This window comes from Nocardioides ochotonae (genome assembly GCF_011420305.2).
In the GTDB taxonomy this organism is placed as follows: Bacteria; Actinomycetota; Actinomycetes; order Propionibacteriales; family Nocardioidaceae; genus Nocardioides; species Nocardioides ochotonae.
The window spans coordinates 1,174,706-1,191,336 of the sequence record NZ_CP061769.1 but is presented as its reverse complement, the minus strand read 5'-3'; the positions used below and the strand labels follow the sequence as shown (position 1 = coordinate 1,191,336).

Below are 16,631 nucleotides of genomic sequence, written 5' to 3'. Positions count from 1 at the left end.
CTCTTGTCTAGATTGACCGGGTGATCGCCTCGAAGTCATCGCCGTGGAGGGTCTCCCCGGTGGGACTGGTCCTGCTGGGGATCGTCTCGGTGCAGCTCGGCGCCGGGGTCGCCAAGACGATCTTCGACGAGGTCGACCCAACCACGGTCGTGTGGCTGCGCCTGTGCACCAGCGCGCTGGTGATGATCGCCATCGCCCGCCCGACGCTGCGCGGGCGCGACCGCCACGACTGGGCGATCGTGCTGGCCTTCGGCGCCACCCTCGGGCTGATGAACTGGGCGTTCTACCAGTCCTTCCAGCGCATCCCGCTGGGCATCGCAGTGACCATCGAGTTCGTGGGGCCGCTGCTGATCGCGGTCCTCGGCTCCCGGCGCAGGCGCGACCTGGCCTGGGTGGGGCTGGCCGGCGTCGGGGTGCTGCTGCTCGGCTTCGAGCGCGCGGACCTGGACCCGGTCGGCGTGGCCTTCGCGCTGCTCGCCGGCGCGTGCTGGGGCGCCTACATCCTGATCAGCGCGGAGACCGGACGGCGCTGGCCGGGCCTGGACGGTCTCGCCGTCGCCAGCGTCGTGGCGGCGGCGCTCATCGCCCCGCTCGCGCTGGGCCGGCACGCCGACGACCTCGCCGACCCCCGGGTGCTCCTGATCGGCGCGGCGGTGGGACTGCTGAGCTCGGTGATCCCCTACACCTGCGAGCTGATCGCGCTGCGCTCGATCCGGCCGGGGGTCTTCGGCATCCTGATGAGCGTCGAGCCCGCCACCGCCGCGCTGGTCGGGATGCTGGTGCTGACCGAGTTCCTCTCCCCCGTGCAGTGGCTGGCCGTGGCCTGCGTCGTGACCGCGAGCGTCGGCGCCACCCGCTCCGGGCGCGCACCCGCAGAGCCGCTGCCGGACTGACGCCCGCTCGGGCATGATCAGGGCATGACCCCGTCTGCCGATCCCGTCGAGCCGACCGCGGACCCCACCCGCCGGCCGCGGCCCGCCGTGGTGTTCACCGACGTCCTGTCCGACGACGGCACCCGGCTCCGGGCCTGGAGCAACGACCCCGACGACGAGCGCGGCGCACCGACGGTGCTGCTGTGCAACGGCCTCGGCACCAACGCCTTCGCCTGGCCGGCGCTGCTGGACCCCGACTGCGGCGTCCGCGTGATCTCCTGGAACCACCGCGGCATCGGCGGCTCGGCGCGCCCGCTGGACCCCGAGCGGGTCGACATCGGCGCCTTCGTCGAGGACGCCCTGTCGGTGATGGACCACTACGGCGTCGACCGCGCGGTCACCGTCGGCTGGTCGATCGGCGTGAACACGATGTTCGAGCTCGCGGTGCGCCACCCCGAGCGGGTCGCCGGGCTGTTCGCGGTGGCCGGGGTCCCCGGCGACACCTTCGCGACCATGCTCGGCCCGCTGCGGCTGCCGCGCGCCGCGGCCCGCGCGGCGACGGTCGGCTTCTCCCACGCGGTGCGGCTCTCCGGACGGGTGCTGAGCCCGATCGCCCGGCGCCTTCCGATCGGGCCCCGCACGGTCGGCGTGCTGTCGCACAGCGGCTTCATGCTCCCGGTGGCCGACGTCGACCTGACCGCCGCCGCGATCCGCGAGTTCCTCCAGGTGCCGCTGGACTGGTACTTCCACGTCGCGCTGCGCACCTCCGAGCACCCGCGCGTGCGGCTCAGCCAGGTGCAGGTGCCGGCGGTCTTCGTGGCCGGCAGGTGGGACCTGATGGCCGGCGCCCGGCACATGGCCCAGGCCGCGGAGCGCGTCGGCGACGGGACGTACGTCGAGCTGCCCGGCACCCACTTCGTCCAGATGGAGCAGCCCGAGCAGGTCCACGCGCTGCTCCTGGACTTCCTGCGCAGGGTCGGCTGACGTGGCCGCACGTCGCGGCTCCCCGGCGCTCGGCGCGATCGGCGCGCTGCTGGTGCCGCTGGCCCTGGCCGGCTGCGGGCAGGGCGGCAACGAGGTCGAGTACGACGTCAGCCCGTCGCCGTCCGCCGCCGTCAGCGAGGGCGGGGCCGCCTCGCAGAGCCCCTCCGCCGCCACCGGCTCCCCCGGATCGGCCGGATCGGCCGGCTCAGAGGAGGCGACCGCCTCGGCACACCCGCGCGTGGTGGGCACCGTCGCGACCGGGCTCGAGGCGCCCTGGGGACTGGCGTTCCTGCCCGACGGCGACGCGCTGGTCACCGAGCGCGACTCCGGTCGGGTGCTGCGCATCAGCGGCCCGCGGCACCGGGTCACCGAGGTCGGCACCGTCGAGGAGGTCGCTCCCCAGGGCGAGTCCGGGCTGCTCGGGGTGGCGGTCTCCCCCGACTTCACCGAGGACTCCCGGGTCTTCCTCTACGTCACGACCGCCGAGGACAACCGGATCGTGCGCGCGACCCTGCGCGGGGACACCCTGGGCGACCTCGAACCGATCCTCACCGGGATCCCCAGCGACTTCATCCACGACGGCGGCCGGATCCTCTTCGGCCCCGACGGCTTCCTCTACGTCTCCACCGGCGATGCCAACGAGGCCGCGCGGGCCCAGGACCGCGACAGCCTGGGCGGCAAGATCCTGCGGATCACCCCCGACGGCGAGCCCGCGCCGGGGAACCCGTTCGGCTCCCCGGTGTGGTCCTGGGGCCACCGCAACGTGCAGGGCCTGGCCTTCGTCGGGGACCAGCTGTGGGCCTCGGAGTTCGGGGCCAACGAGTTCGACGAGCTGAACCGCATCGAGGCCGGCGCCAACTACGGCTGGCCGGAGGTCGAGGGCACCGGCGGCGCGCCGGAGTTCGTGGACCCCCAGGCCACCTGGGCGACGTCCGAGGCATCCCCCTCGGGGCTGGCCTACGCCGCCGGCCACCTGTGGATGGCGGCGCTGCGCGGCGAGCGGCTCTGGCGGATCCCCGTCGAGGGCGAGCGTGCCGGGGAGCCGCGCTCCTTCCTCGTCGGCCGCTACGGCCGGATGCGCACCATCGCCGTGGCCCCGGACGGGATGCTGTGGCTGACCACCAGCAACCGCGACGGCCGCGGCACCCCGACCGACGGCGACGACCGGATCCTGCTGGTGCGCCCCTGAGCGACGCCGGTCCCGGCTCAGTCCGGGGCGCGGACCTCGCCGGTCACCGTCGCGCGGCGCGCGGCGCGGCGCAGGGTGCTCAGCACCGCCGGCCCCAGCACCACCAGCGCGATCGAGGTGGTGATCGCCCGGCCGGTGTCGAAGCTCCCCGTGGAGGTCAGCACGGTGTAGACGAGGAAGGTCTGGAGGTTCTCCAGCACCGGCGCGCCCGCCACGTAGGCCAACGACCCCTCGTGGCCGGGCACCTGCACACCCAGCAGGAACGGCCAGCCGGAGAGGTTGAGCAGCAAGCCGTAGAGGTAACAGGCGAGGACCCCGTAGACCACCAGCATCGCGATCTCGCCACGTCCGCGCACCCGGCGCGGCAGCAGCCCCGCGCCCATGCCGACCCAGGCCGCGACCAGCATCTGGTAGGGCAGCCACGGCCCGACGCCCGCGGTCATCAGCGCCGAGGCGAGCAGCGACAGCGCGCCCAGCGCGAAGCCGAACCCGGGCCCGAAGACGCGCCCGGCCAGGATCAGCAGGAAGAACACCAGCTCGATGCCGGCCACCCCGGCCGAGATGCCACGCAGCAGCGCGTTGACCGCGCACAGCACGCCCAGGACGGCCAGCACCCGTGGATCGAGCCCGCCCTCGCTGACCTCGGCGAGCACCACCGCCACCACCACCGGCAGCAGCACCAGGAACAGGAACGGCGGATCCACCCGGTCCCCGGGCTGCACCTGCACCAGCAGCGGCCAGCACAGCATCACCAGCCCCGCGAGAGAGCCGGCCGCCAGCACCGCCACCGACCGCATGCTGAGCGGTACGGCGGCCGCCCGGGCGGCGTGTCCGCCCCGGGCACGCTCCGGCGCGAGCCCGCCGCGGCGCGCCCCGCTCATGACGGGCTCCCCGGCGGCGCGGCCGCCAGCGCGGCCGCGACCTCCTCGACGCGCAGCCAGGGGGCGCCGAGCACCTTGGTCACCTGGGGCGCGAACGCGGGTGACTCCGCCACCACGCGGCGTACCGGTCCGGCGGAGACGACCTCGCCCTCCGCCATCACGACCACGTCGTCGGCGGCCTGCACGACGAACTCCACGTCGTGGGTCGCGACCAGGACCGCGCGGCCCTCCGCGGCGAGGTCGCGCAGGATGGTGGCGAGGACCCGCTTGGCGGCGTAGTCCAGGCCGCGGGTCGGCTCGTCGAGGAGCACCACCCCGGGCCGAGCGGCGAGCACCAGCGCCAGCGCCACGGCGAGCCGCTGGCCCTCGGAGAGGTCGCGCGGGTGCGCGTCACCGGGGATGCCCGGCACCAGCCGGTCCAGCAGCTCGCGGGCGCCAGCGCCGCCGTCGGCGCACTCCGCGTCGACGGTGTCGAGGTAGAGCAGGTCCGCAGCGGTCTGCGGCAGCAGGCCGACCAGCGCCCGGCGTTCGGCCGGCGAGAGCCGGGCAGGGTCGAGCTCGCCGACCCGCACCAAGCCCGAGCGGCGCGCCGCGCTGCCCTGGAGCGCCCACAGCAGCGAGGACTTGCCGGCGCCGTTGCGGCCCATCAGCGCGGTGACCGTGCCGCCGGCCAGCTCTAGGTCCAGGTCGCGTACGACGGGGTCGCCGCCGTGGTCGACGGTGACCCCGCGGGCCACCAGTCCCGGCCGGCGGCGCTCGGTCGCGGGCGCCTCGACGGGGCCGGGCCCCAGGTCGAGGCGGCGGGCGGCGCGACGGGCGTCGCGGACGTTGAGCGGCAGCGGGTCCCAGCCGGCCACCCGGCCCAGCTCGACGATCGGCGGCACCACCGGGGAGGTGGCGAGCAGCTCGGCGGGCTCGCCGACCAGCAGCCGGCCGTCACCGGGCAGCAGGCACATCCGGTCCGCGAACGGCACGACCCGCTCCAGGCGGTGCTCGGCGAGCAGCACCGAGAGGCCCAGGTCGGAGACCAGCCGGGTGAGCGTGGCCAGCACGTCCTCGGCGGCGGTGGGGTCGAGGGCGGAGGTGGGCTCGTCGAGCACCAGCAGCCGCGGGTGGGTGGTCAGCACCGACCCGATGGCGACGCGCTGCTGCTGGCCACCGGAGAGCGTGCGCAGGTCGCGGTTGCGCAGGTCGGCGATGCCGAGCAGGTCGAGGGTCTCCTCCACCCGGCGGCGCATCGTGGAGCCGGGGAGCCCGAGCTGCTCCATGCCGTAGGCGAGCTCCTCCTCCACGGTGTCGGTGACGAACCCGGCGGCCGGGTCCTGCCCGACGTAGCCGATCGCGTGCGCGCGCTCGCGCGGCGGGGTGCGCACGATGCTGGTGGCGTCGAGCAGCACGTCGCCGTCGAGCACCCCACCGGAGAAGCGCGGCACCAGCCCGGTGACGATGCCCAGCAGCGTGGACTTCCCGACGCCGGTCGGGCCGGAGACGAGCACCAGCTCGCCCTCCTCGATGCTGAGGTCGACGCCGTCGAGGACCGGTGGGGTGTCGGCGGCGTAGGAGAACGTGATGCCGCGCAGCTCGATCATCGGGTGCTCGCTCTCGGTGCGGGGGTGGGAACGGAGGCGGGTGCCGATGCGGGTTTCGGGGACCCGGCAGCGGCACGGGCCGCCGACAGCCGCGGCGGCGGGGCGAGGACGGCGGGGAGCGCGGCGACCAGCGCGCCGGCCAGCGCGAGGGCGCTCACCGGCGGCACCGACGTCACGTCGGGGTAGGCGACCAGCACCTGATGGCCGCTGACCCACCAGCCGATCGCGGCGGTGAGCACCCCGCAGCCGGCGACGGCCAGCTCGGCCGGATGCCAGCGGTCGGGGCGGTAGCGGGTCCGCTCGACGCGGCGTCCGGCGCTCAGCAGGCCGGCCCCGGCCGCGCCGACACCGGCGATGAGCATCGGGATCGCGAGCAGCCGGGGCGCGGTGCGGTCCAGCACGGCGTACACACCGACGGCGATGCCGCACAGGCCGAGGAGCATCAGCGCCCCGGTCGTGCGCCGCTGTGCCGGTGTGGCGCTGCCGCTGCGTCCGTAGCCGCGGGTGTCCATGCCGGCGGCCAGCGCCAGGGAGCGGTCCAGGGCGTCCTCGAGGACCGGCACGAGCAGGCGGCGCAGGCGCGCGACCCGCCCCTGCTCCCCCGCGCGCAACTCCTGGGCGCGGCGCACCCGGCGCACGCTCTCGGCGAACTGCGGGAGCACGGTCACCGCGACGACCAGCGCGGTGCCGACCTCGTAGAGCGCCGGCGGCACCGAGCGCAGCAGTCGCTTGGGGTTCGCCAGCGCGTTGGCCGCGCCGACGCAGACCACGATCATCGCCAGGCGCAGCCCGTCGTAGAGCCCGACGAGCAGCGACTCCAGGGTCAGCGGCCCCAGCAGGGTGATCCCCAGGACCCAGTCGGGCAACGGCACCGTCGGCAGGTCGAGCAGCACCGTCTCGCCGTACGCGCCGCCGAAGATGAGCCGGAACACGACGCGGAAGACCACGATGGCGGCGGCCAGCCACAGGTACAGGCGGAAGGCACGCGCCCAGGGCTGGTCGGAGCGTCGGGCCGCGACGACGAGCAGCACCGAGCCGAGCAGCAGCCCGAGCACCAGCGGGTTGGTGGTCATCGATGCGGCCGCGGCGAGGCCGACCGCCCAGATCCACCACGCGACCGGGTGCAGGTCGCGGGAGGTCCGGGGGCCGGCGCTCGTCCGAGGGTCGGGGCTCATCGTCCGGCGGTGCCTCTCCGGCGGACGGCGACGACGCCCGCGCCGGCGAACACGAGCGCGAGCACCGCGAGCACCACCCAGCCGGGCAGGCCGCCGTCGTCGGTGCTGGCCGCGGACTCCTCCATCGCCTCGGTGCTCTGCGCGGGCTCCTCGGCGCCCGGCGCCGCGGTGGCGGAGGGCGCGTCGGTGGCCGTCCCGTCGGTACGCCGAGGCGCGCGCGCCGGCGTACGAGTCGGGTCGGTGCCGGGGCTCGCCGCGGCGCTCGGCGTACCGGTGCCGGCGGTGGGGGCGTCGGAGGCCCCGGGCTGCGCGGCACCCGCGGCGCCGCCCTGGTCGCCGCCGCCCTGAGCGCCGGAGCCCTGGGTGGCGGAGCCCTGCCCGGAGCCTTGGTTGCCGGGCGCCGGGGTCGGCCGCGGGCTGCTCGGTGCGGCGGGAGCCGCCACCGGAGGCGTCACGCCGGGCGGGGTGCGGGTGCCGCTGTTCCAGGCGAAGCCGACCGAGCCGCCGGCGGGCACGGTCAGCGACGAGGTCCCGAGCGAGGCGTAGACCCATGTCCCGGTCTCCCCGTCGGACCACCACAGGCCCCAGTAGGCGTCCGCCGGAGAGGTGTTGACGCACGGGTCACTCGCCGGCACGCCCTCGACACGGCACACGAAGCCCGCCGAGCGCTGGGCGTAGGTGAGATCGACCCCGCTGTCGGCGAAGATCGCGGTGGCCTTCTTGCCCCCGCCGTCGGCGTCGCAGATCTGCTGGACCCCGCCGCCGAGGGCGCCGAAGTCGACGACCACGCTCACGCCGCGACCGTCGGTGCAGGTCGCGGCGGCGGCCGGAGGTGCGGTCGTGAGCCCAGCCAGGCAGAGCAGCCCGGCCAGCATTGCCGCCGCGGCGCGCATCCGGGTGATCACTGCATCACCCGGACGGTGACCGAGCGGGTGCGGTCGGCGAAGGCACCGCGGACCACGAGCCTGGCCAGCCCCGCCTTGCCGGTGACGCGGAACTTCGGGGTCCAGCGACCCGACGCATTGCTGGTGCCGCGGGCGACGACCGTGCCGCGGAAGCGGAGCACCGCCGGCTCACGGGCGGCCAGGCCGCGCACCCGCACCTGGACGGTCCGGCCGCGGGTGGGGCGGGCCCTCACCTCGACCACCGGGGTGGTCGCCGCGAGCGCGCGCACGCGGGCCGGGAACGGTGTGAGCGCCCCCGAGGGCGCGACCGCGCGCACGGCGTACGTCGCGGTGCGCGCCGGGAGCTTGATCAGCGCGGTTGCGGCACCGGTGTGGTCGGCCCGGACCTGGCGCCGATCGCCGGCCATCGTGACGCAGACCGGCTCGCCGGGGGCCAGGGGCCCGAGCCGCAGCGACACGCGCGTGCCGGCGCGGTGGAACCGTGGAGGGGCCATGGGCGGGACAGGAAGTGCGTCGACGCGTCCAGGCGCCCAGCGGAGCACCGGCAGCGCCTGGGCGCTCGCGCGGCGCACCTGGTCGCGCAGCTCAGCGACCCCGGACGCCGTCACGGTGTCGAGGCCCGCGGCGTCGTAGGCGATCGCGCCGAGGTCGCTGCGCCGGTACGGCGTGCAGGTGCCCGCGTGGGCGAGCTGCAGGCCGCGGACCCAGACCGCGGCGCGGGCGGCGGCCTGGGTGCGACCTGCCTCCCCGAGCGCCCAGCCGGCGAGGCCGGTGCTGTTGGCGTTGGCGGCCTCGGTGGCCACGCCGCCGCCGAACGAGCCGTCGCGGCGCTGGGTGCTCCGCAGCCAGTCAAGGGCGGCCGTGAGGTGCGGCTTCACCTCGTCGCTGTCGGCCTGCGGCAGCAGCGAGAGCACCGCCAGCGCGGTGACGTCGGTGTCGGGGTCGGCGTCCGGGGCGCCGTCGCAGGTCTGCTCGGTCGCCTCGACGGCGCCGAGGTCGAGGCGGAAGAACCCCGCGGCGCACTGCTGGTCGAGCAGGTAGGACGTCGCGGCAGCGGCCTCGCTGCTCCCCGCGGCGTCGAGCGCGCGGACCGCGTAGGCCTGGCCGAGGGTGTTGGCGTAGTCGCCGTACGTGCTGCGGTCCACGATCCGGCCGGCGGCCGGGCCGGAATCGGTGGTGACCTGCTCGAGGGCGGCGATCAGGTCGCGTCCGCCGAAGGCGCGCGGATCGCGCTCCGCGGCCAGGGCGAGGACGGCGGCCTTGGCGGTGGCGCCGGCATAGCTGCTGCCGGTGTCGCCGAACGCCTCACCGGTGACGTAGGCGTCGAGCGAGGCCGCCAGGGCGTCGGCCACCTGCTGCACGCCGGTGTCCGAACCCACGGCCTCCAGCGCCAGCGCGACGTCGATGGAGAGGCCGTGGTCGGCCCCCCACTCGCCCTCGACCAGACCGCGGGTGAGCTGGCCGGTGAGCCACCGGGCGCCGGCGTCCGCCGGGCCGGACGGGGACGCGGCCGTCCCGGTCGGTGTAGGCGCCGCCAGGACGGGCGTCGGGCTGGTGGCCGACAGACCGCCGGCCACGAGGGCTGAGAGGAGAGCCAGTACGCCGCTACGGCGCACGAGGGAGGTGCTCATGGTTCCTTCCCGCTGCACACAGCGGGGGGCACTGCCCAGCAACGGGCGGTGACCACCGCTGCTTTCCACGACAGCGTTGTGATCAGGATGCGTCGTGGCGGGTGCTCCGGCTCGTCGTGGCTGCGGGTGCAGCCACGACCTACGGTTGCGGGTCAGCGCCGGACTTGGACCGGCTTTCCCCACCACGGGCATATGGATGTGTCTGCGGAACATACCCCACCCGGGTGCCGACTCGCGCGCCGGCGATACCCGATGTGAGGTGCTCCACGGCTGCTCAGCCGGCGTCGACCGGGGTGGTGCCGGTGAGCGTGCGGATCTCCAGCCCGGCCGGGTCCGCGCCCACGAGCGGGACCTCGAGCGCGTCACCGGTGCCGACCAGCTCCTCGGCGTACCCGCTGGGGCCCGTGAGACAGGCCTGCTCGCCCTCGCCGAGCCCATCGATGCTCAGCACGTCGTCGGCGACCTCGACGTCGAGCGCCGTGACCGGATCGCCGACCAGCTGGAGCAGCGGTGCCGCTTGTGAGGTCGCGCGCCGCCACTGGTCGCGGACCACCGGGTCGCGAAGCGCCCCCGGCGCGGCGTCGGCGGAGTAGGCGACCGCGCCCGTGGGCTGCCGGTTCGGGCCACAGCTGGGCTCCGTCACCTGACGAGCCGCCACCCAGGACGCGGCACGTGCTGCCTCCTCGGTGCGGCCGGCGCGCTCGAGGGCGAGACCGGCGAGCCCCGTGCTGTTCGCGTTGAGCCCCTCCGTGCCGGTGGCGCCGCCGAAGCCGCCATCGGCGTCCTGGGTCGCGACCAGCCAGTCGACGGCCGCATCGACGGCCGCGCTCGCGGCCTCGCCCGGCACGTCATGCAGGGCCAGCACGGCCAGCGCGGTCACGTCGGTGTCGGGCTCGTCCAGACGACGCGGACCCTCCCCGCAGCCCTGCGGGGCGTCGGGGTCGGCGAAGTAGAGCCGGAACCAACCCGGCTCGCACTGCTGGGCGATGAGGTAGTCCGCGGCCGCCGCCGCCGCCGGGGAGCCGGCACCGGACAGCGCACGCACCGCGTAGGTCTGGCCGATCGCGTTGGCGTAGTCGGAGCCCTTCGGGTCCTGGACGTCGTCGGCAAGACGCCCGGCCACCGCGCCCCGGTCGGCGACGAGCTCCTCGAGCCGGGCCAACACGTCGGTGCCGTCGACGTCGCGCGGGTCTCCCCCGCTCGCCTCGGCGAGCACCGCGACCTTCGCCACCGAGCCGGCGTAGGTGTCCGGGCTGCCGAAGTCGACGCCGGTCGTGTAGCTCTCGACGGCCGCACCCACGGCGTCGGCGACCTCCTGCACCACGTCGTCCTGGCCCGGTACCTCGGCCAGCCCGAGGGCGGCATCGATGGTGAGGCCGTAGTCGGGGCCGTACTCGCCGACGAACAGGCCGTCCTCGAGCTCGGTGGACAGCCAGTGGGCGGCACCCGCGGCCGGAGCCGTCGCACGCTCGGGCGTCGGGGACGGTGAGGTGTCCTCGGACCCGCCAGCGCAGGCGCTCAGCGCGAGCACGCCGCCCAGGGCGAGCGGCACGAGCCGGCGAGGAAGGGACTGGCGACGGGGCTGATCACGGTGTGGGGACATCGCCTCGAATTCTACGATGAAATAGCAGAACGGGTCGCACCCCGTGGGGTGCGACCCGTTCTGTGAATGATTGTCCGGCGGCGTCCTACTCTCCCACAACCTCTCGGTTGCAGTACCATCGGCGCTGAAAGGCTTAACTTCCGGGTTCGGGATGGGACCGGGTGTTTCCCTTTCGCTATGGCCGCCGTAACTCTATCGACTCCACCCATCAACACCGGCCACAAAACCGTGAGGTTTCGGGGGTGTGTGTCTGGGGAGCCAAGCCACTATTCACATGTTTGTGCCATGTGGGTGTTGTGTTGGATCGTGGACGCGATCAATTGCGCGGTCGTCTTGATAGTTTCAGTAAAGTGAGTGTAAGACAAGCCCTCGGCCTATTAGTACCGGTCGGCTAGGCATTGCTGCTGTACACCTCCGGCCTATCAACCCAGTGTTCTGCTGGGGGCCTTACCCCGTTAACCGGGTGGGAAACCTCATCTTGAAACGTGCTTCCCGCTTAGATGCATTCAGCGGTTATCACTTCCGAACGTAGCCAACCAGCCGTGCCCCTGGCGGGACAACTGGCACACCAGAGGTTCGTCCATCCCGGTCCTCTCGTACTAGGGACAGCCTTTCTCAAGTTTCCTGCGCGCGCGGCGGATAGGGACCGAACTGTCTCACGACGTTCTAAACCCAGCTCGCGTGCCGCTTTAATGGGCGAACAGCCCAACCCTTGGGACCTGCTCCAGCCCCAGGATGCGACGAGCCGACATCGAGGTGCCAAACCATCCCGTCGATATGGACTCTTGGGGAAGATCAGCCTGTTATCCCCGGGGTACCTTTTATCCGTTGAGCGACGCCGCTTCCACATGCCGACGCCGGATCACTAGTTCCGACTTTCGTCCCTGCTCGACATGTCTGTCTCACAGTCAAGCTCCCTTGTGCACTTACACTCAACACCTGATTGCCAACCAGGCTGAGGGAACCTTTGAGCGCCTCCGTTACATTTTAGGAGGCAACCGCCCCAGTTAAACTACCCATCAGGCACTGTCCCTGATCCGGATTACGGACCTAGGTTAGACATCTAGTACGACCAGAGTGGTATTTCAACGATGACTCCACAACCACTGGCGTGGCCACTTCACAGTCTCCCACCTATCCTACACAAGCCGAACCAAACACCAATACCAAACTATAGTAAAGGTCCCGGGGTCTTTCCGTCCTGCCGCGCGTAACGAGCATCTTTACTCGTAGTGCAATTTCGCCGAGTCCACGGTTGAGACAGCGCCCAAGTCGTTACTCCATTCGTGCAGGTCGGAACTTACCCGACAAGGAATTTCGCTACCTTAGGATGGTTATAGTTACCACCGCCGTTTACTGGGGCTTAAGTTCTCAGCTTCGATCTTGCGATCTAACCGGTCCCCTTAACCTTCCAGCACCGGGCAGGAGTCAGTCCGTATACATCGTCTTACGACTTAGCACGGACCTGTGTTTTTAGTAAACAGTCGCTTGGGCCTGGTCTCTGCGGCCCTTCACGCTTCCCCAGCAAGTGGGTACACGATCCGGGCCCCCCTTCTCCCGAAGTTACGGGGGCATTTTGCCGAGTTCCTTAACCGTGGTTCGCTCGATCGCCTTGGTATTCTCTACCTGATCACCTGAGTCGGTTTGGGGTACGGGCGGCGCATAGCTCGCTAGAGGTTTTTCTCGACAGCATAGGATCACCGACTTCCCCAATTGGGTCCCCATCACACCTCAGGATCGACATCAAAGTCAGCCACCCGGATTTGCCTGGGCGGCTCCCTACATGCTTGGCCGTACACAACCATCGGTACGGTTCGACTACCTTCCTGCGTCACCCCATCGCTTGACTACTACCAGTTCGGGTCCCACGCTACGCCGCAGCCTCTTCCCCCGAAGGAGTCGATAACCGCGGTTTCAGATGGTTAGCATCACCAGGTTCGTCATGGGCGCTACTTTGCCGGTACGGGAATATCAACCCGTTGTCCATCGACTACGCCTGTCGGCCTCGCCTTAGGTCCCGACTTACCCAGGGCAGATTAGCTTGACCCTGGAACCCTTGATCATTCGGCGCAGGAGTTTCTCACTCCTGATTCGCTACTCATGCCTGCATTCTCACTCGTGTCGCATCCACCACTAGATCACTCTGCGGCTTCACCCGCGACACGACGCTCCCCTACCCATCCACACACCCTTTCGGGCTCTCCACACAAGGTGGGTGCGAATGCCATAGCTTCGGCGGATGACTTGAGCCCCGCTACATTGTCGGCGCGGAATCACTTGACCAGTGAGCTATTACGCACTCTTTCAAGGGTGGCTGCTTCCAAGCCAACCTCCTGGTTGTCACTGCGACTCCACATCCTTTTCCACTTAGTCACCGCTTAGGGGCCTTAGCTGATGGTCTGGGCTGTTTCCCTCTCGACTACGGAGCTTATCCCCCGCAGTCTCACTGCCGCGCTCTCACTTACCGGCATTCGGAGTTTGGCTAACGTCAGTAACCTTGTAGGGCCCATTAGCTATCCAGTGCTCTACCTCCGGCAAGAAACACGCGACGCTGCACCTAAATGCATTTCGGGGAGAACCAGCTATCACGAAGTTTGATTGGCCTTTCACCCCTATCCACAGGTCATCCCCTCAGTTTTCAACCTAAGTGGGTTCGGTCCTCCACGCGGTCTTACCCGCGCTTCAACCTGCCCATGGATAGATCACTTCGCTTCGGGTCTTGAGCGCGCTACTGAATCGCCCTATTCGGACTCGCTTTCGCTACGGCTTCCCCACACGGGTTAACCTCGCAACACACCGCAAACTCGCAGGCTCATTCTTCAAAAGGCACGCCGTCACAAGGCACAAGACCTCGCTCCGACGGATTGTAGGCACATGGTTTCAGGTACTATTTCACTCCCCGCCAGGGGTACTTTTCACCTTTCCCTCACGGTACTTGTCCGCTATCGGTCATCAAGGAGTATTTAGGCTTAACAGGTGGTCCTGCCAGATTCACACGGAATTTCAGGGGTTCCGTGTTACTTGGGATCCCACTCGACAGCCACAGCCTTACACCTACGGGGCTATCACCCTCTACGGCTCCACTTTCCAATGGAATTCGACTTCAACTGTGGTTTCTTACTGTCCGGATCGCCGGCAGACGACCCTGAATGGTCCCACAACCCCCCATACGCAACCCCTGCCGGGTATCACACGCATGAGGTTTAGCCTGATCCGATTTCGCTCGCCACTACTCTCGGAATCACTATTGTTTTCTCTTCCTACCGGTACTGAGATGTTTCACTTCCCGGCGTTCCCTCCACACACCCTATATATTCAGGTGCAGGTAACTGGACATGACTCCAGCTGGGTTTCCCCATTCGGACACCCCCGGATCACAGCTTGGTTGCCAACTCCCCGGGGCTTATCGCAGGCTCCTACGTCCTTCATCGGCTCTTGATGCCAAGGCATCCACCATGTGCCCTTCATAGCTTGTCTCACAAACACTCAACAAAAACTACAAAGACTTAATTGCAATATGTGCAACACACAACGTGTGCCACACAAGATGCTCGCGTCCACTATCCAGTTCACAAACAACCAACCCACCAACCACCACCACCCCAAGACTCAGGGCAGCAACCGAAGGAGGCATCCGAGCTCACAACCCAACTGGGCTGATCCCTCAAAGCTCAACAGTGTGTCACACGACCAATCCCCACCACACGAACCGCACCAGGTTCCACGCCCCACCAGCTCAAGAGCAGGAGGGACAGTACTGAGGCACGACCATGCACCAGGCACAGCCTTCATCGACGATTCCACTAGTGAACACCACCATGCGCAACCGAACAGGCGCCGGTTGTCGGGGCGTGTGCTCCTTAGAAAGGAGGTGATCCAGCCGCACCTTCCGGTACGGCTACCTTGTTACGACTTCGTCCCAATCGCCAGCCCCACCTTCGACGGCTCCCTCCCACAAGGGGTTAGGCCACCGGCTTCGGGTGTTGCCGACTTTCGTGACGTGACGGGCGGTGTGTACAAGGCCCGGGAACGTATTCACCGCAGCGTTGCTGATCTGCGATTACTAGCGACTCCGACTTCATGGGGTCGAGTTGCAGACCCCAATCCGAACTGAGACCGGCTTTTTGGGATTCGCTCCCCCTCACGGGATCGCAGCCCTTTGTACCGGCCATTGTAGCATGCGTGAAGCCCTGGACATAAGGGGCATGATGACTTGACGTCATCCCCACCTTCCTCCGAGTTGACCCCGGCAGTCTCCTATGAGTCCCCACCATGACGTGCTGGCAACATAGGACGAGGGTTGCGCTCGTTGCGGGACTTAACCCAACATCTCACGACACGAGCTGACGACAGCCATGCACCACCTGTATACCGACTAAAAGGGGCTCTATCTCTAGAGCTTTCCGGCATATGTCAAACCCAGGTAAGGTTCTTCGCGTTGCATCGAATTAATCCGCATGCTCCGCCGCTTGTGCGGGCCCCCGTCAATTCCTTTGAGTTTTAGCCTTGCGGCCGTACTCCCCAGGCGGGGCGCTTAATGCGTTAGCTGCGGCACGGAACCCATGGAATAGGCCCACACCTAGCGCCCAACGTTTACGGTGTGGACTACCAGGGTATCTAATCCTGTTCGCTCCCCACACTTTCGCTCCTCAGCGTCAGGTAATGCCCAGAGAACCGCCTTCGCCACCGGTGTTCCTCCTGATATCTGCGCATTTCACCGCTACACCAGGAATTCCGTTCTCCCCTGCATACCTCTAGTCTGCCCGTATCGGAAGCCAGCTCAGAGTTAAGCCCTGAGTTTTCACTCCCGACGCGACAAACCGCCTACGAGCCCTTTACGCCCAATAATTCCGGACAACGCTCGCACCCTACGTATTACCGCGGCTGCTGGCACGTAGTTGGCCGGTGCTTCTTCTGTACCTACCGTCACTCTCGCTTCGTCGGTACTGAAAGAGGTTTACAACCCGAAGGCAGTCATCCCTCACGCGGCGTTGCTGGATCAGGCTTCCGCCCATTGTCCAATATTCCCCACTGCTGCCTCCCGTAGGAGTCTGGGCCGTGTCTCAGTCCCAGTGTGGCCGGTCACCCTCTCAGGCCGGCTACCCGTCGAAGCCTTGGTGAGCCATTACCTCACCAACAAGCTGATAGGCCGCGAGCACATCCTGCGCCGAAAAAACTTTCCACAACCCACCATGCGGTGCGTTGTCATATCCGGTATTAGCCACCGTTTCCGATGGTTATCCCGAAGCGCAGGGCAGATTACTCACGTGTTACTCACCCGTTCGCCGCTCGTGTACCCCCGAAAGGGCCTTACCGCTCGACTTGCATGTGTTAAGCACGCCGCCAGCGTTCGTCCTGAGCCAGGATCAAACTCTCCGTTGAAAACAACACCCACAACCACCCAAGAGCAGTTGCGGAAAAAGAGATGCCCCTGACAGGAGAAACTAGCTGACAAAAATTGTCTAACCAGAATCATTGTCAAAGAAACCATCGACACCACCAAGAACCGAAGTCCTCACCGAGTGCCGACGGGGCATAACAAACTAATTCGTCGACTATATGACACACTGTTGAGTTCTCAAGGATCAGACACACCCGGTGGTCGGCCTCGCGGCCTCCCTGTCGGGGCTTGCACTACTTTACCTCGGACTTTCCCGCCTTGCAAACCGGCCCGTTTCCCGCTTTCCACATCCAAAACTTCGGACCCGGTAAGGCTGGAAAACATTCTCGGCTATTCGGCGAGAATCTCCGTGGAGAATCTTGCCTCATTGCCGCCGGTCAAGCAATTCGGGGCTATTTCAG

General features: G+C 68.8%; 9 protein-coding genes, 3 rRNA genes and 1 riboswitch. Of the genes, 3 read left to right on the top strand and 9 right to left on the bottom strand.

Features of this window, described 5'->3' with window-relative positions; genetic code table 11:
* Positions 1 to 20: 20 nt before the first annotated feature.
* Genes HBO46_RS05795 through HBO46_RS05785 form a run of 3 tightly spaced genes read left to right on the top strand, consistent with a single transcriptional unit; the run spans position 21 to position 3,045 of the window.
* Positions 21 to 893, top strand: coding sequence for an EamA family transporter (locus HBO46_RS05795; protein ID WP_224769393.1), 873 nt, complete (start codon positions 21 to 23; stop codon positions 891 to 893).
* Between the two features lie 24 nt (positions 894 to 917).
* Positions 918 to 1,856 (top strand): alpha/beta fold hydrolase, encoded by a 939-nt coding sequence (locus tag HBO46_RS05790; RefSeq protein ID WP_166140254.1) that lies wholly within the window; start codon positions 918 to 920, stop codon positions 1,854 to 1,856.
* Between the two features lies 1 nt (position 1,857).
* Entirely contained in the window at positions 1,858 to 3,045 is a 1,188-nt protein-coding gene (locus HBO46_RS05785; RefSeq protein ID WP_224769392.1) for a PQQ-dependent sugar dehydrogenase, read from the top strand.
* 17 nt (positions 3,046 to 3,062) lie between these two features.
* Here HBO46_RS05785 and HBO46_RS05780 read toward each other — a convergent pair whose 3' ends face one another.
* From HBO46_RS05780 to HBO46_RS05740, 9 genes are all read right to left on the bottom strand, one after another.
* Complete coding sequence (locus tag HBO46_RS05780) at positions 3,063 to 3,926, bottom strand: ECF transporter S component (RefSeq protein WP_166140253.1); 864 nt, start codon at positions 3,924 to 3,926, stop codon at positions 3,063 to 3,065.
* Entirely contained in the window at positions 3,923 to 5,515 is a 1,593-nt protein-coding gene (locus HBO46_RS05775) for an ABC transporter ATP-binding protein (protein WP_166140252.1), read from the bottom strand. Before HBO46_RS05775 ends, HBO46_RS05780 begins: the two co-directional genes overlap by 4 nt.
* On the bottom strand, positions 5,512 to 6,690 hold the full coding sequence (locus HBO46_RS05770; protein WP_166140251.1) for an energy-coupling factor transporter transmembrane component T family protein: 1,179 nt from the start codon (positions 6,688 to 6,690) through the stop codon (positions 5,512 to 5,514). The genes HBO46_RS05775 and HBO46_RS05770 overlap by 4 nt, the downstream gene beginning before the upstream one ends.
* Positions 6,687 to 7,583, bottom strand: coding sequence for a hypothetical protein (locus HBO46_RS05765; protein WP_166140250.1), 897 nt, complete (start codon positions 7,581 to 7,583; stop codon positions 6,687 to 6,689). The genes HBO46_RS05770 and HBO46_RS05765 overlap by 4 nt, the downstream gene beginning before the upstream one ends.
* Positions 7,584 to 7,591: 8 nt before the next feature.
* Complete coding sequence (locus HBO46_RS05760) at positions 7,592 to 9,226, bottom strand: prenyltransferase/squalene oxidase repeat-containing protein (protein ID WP_166140249.1); 1,635 nt, start codon at positions 9,224 to 9,226, stop codon at positions 7,592 to 7,594.
* A 79-nt stretch (positions 9,227 to 9,305) separates the two neighbouring features.
* Positions 9,306 to 9,427, bottom strand: a riboswitch (cobalamin riboswitch).
* 73 nt (positions 9,428 to 9,500) lie between these two features.
* Complete coding sequence (locus HBO46_RS05755; protein WP_166140248.1) at positions 9,501 to 10,829, bottom strand: terpene cyclase/mutase family protein; 1,329 nt, start codon at positions 10,827 to 10,829, stop codon at positions 9,501 to 9,503.
* Positions 10,830 to 10,901: 72 nt separating this feature from the next.
* Positions 10,902 to 11,018: ribosomal RNA gene (gene rrf / locus HBO46_RS05750) — 5S ribosomal RNA — on the bottom strand.
* Between the two features lie 168 nt (positions 11,019 to 11,186).
* Positions 11,187 to 14,306 (bottom strand): 23S ribosomal RNA (locus tag HBO46_RS05745).
* Between the two features lie 387 nt (positions 14,307 to 14,693).
* A 16S ribosomal RNA gene (locus HBO46_RS05740) occupies positions 14,694 to 16,211 on the bottom strand.
* The 16S, 23S and 5S rRNA genes sit together here, the layout of an rRNA operon.
* Between the last annotated feature and the right edge of the window lie 420 nt (positions 16,212 to 16,631).

Bases quoted from the DNA above. Each gene is read 5' to 3' on its own strand.
- HBO46_RS05765 (WP_166140250.1), bottom strand. From the start codon at position 7,583: ATGCGCGCCGCGGCGGCAATGCTGGCCGGGCTGCTCTGCCTGGCTGGG.
- HBO46_RS05760 (WP_166140249.1), bottom strand. From the start codon at position 9,226: ATGAGCACCTCCCTCGTGCGCCGTAGCGGCGTACTGGCTCTCCTCTCA.
- HBO46_RS05775 (WP_166140252.1), bottom strand. From the start codon at position 5,515: ATGATCGAGCTGCGCGGCATCACGTTCTCCTACGCCGCCGACACCCCA.
- HBO46_RS05790 (WP_166140254.1), top strand. From the start codon at position 918: ATGACCCCGTCTGCCGATCCCGTCGAGCCGACCGCGGACCCCACCCGC.
- HBO46_RS05780 (WP_166140253.1), bottom strand. From the start codon at position 3,926: ATGAGCGGGGCGCGCCGCGGCGGGCTCGCGCCGGAGCGTGCCCGGGGC.
- HBO46_RS05770 (WP_166140251.1), bottom strand. From the start codon at position 6,690: ATGAGCCCCGACCCTCGGACGAGCGCCGGCCCCCGGACCTCCCGCGAC.
- HBO46_RS05755 (WP_166140248.1), bottom strand. From the start codon at position 10,829: ATGTCCCCACACCGTGATCAGCCCCGTCGCCAGTCCCTTCCTCGCCGG.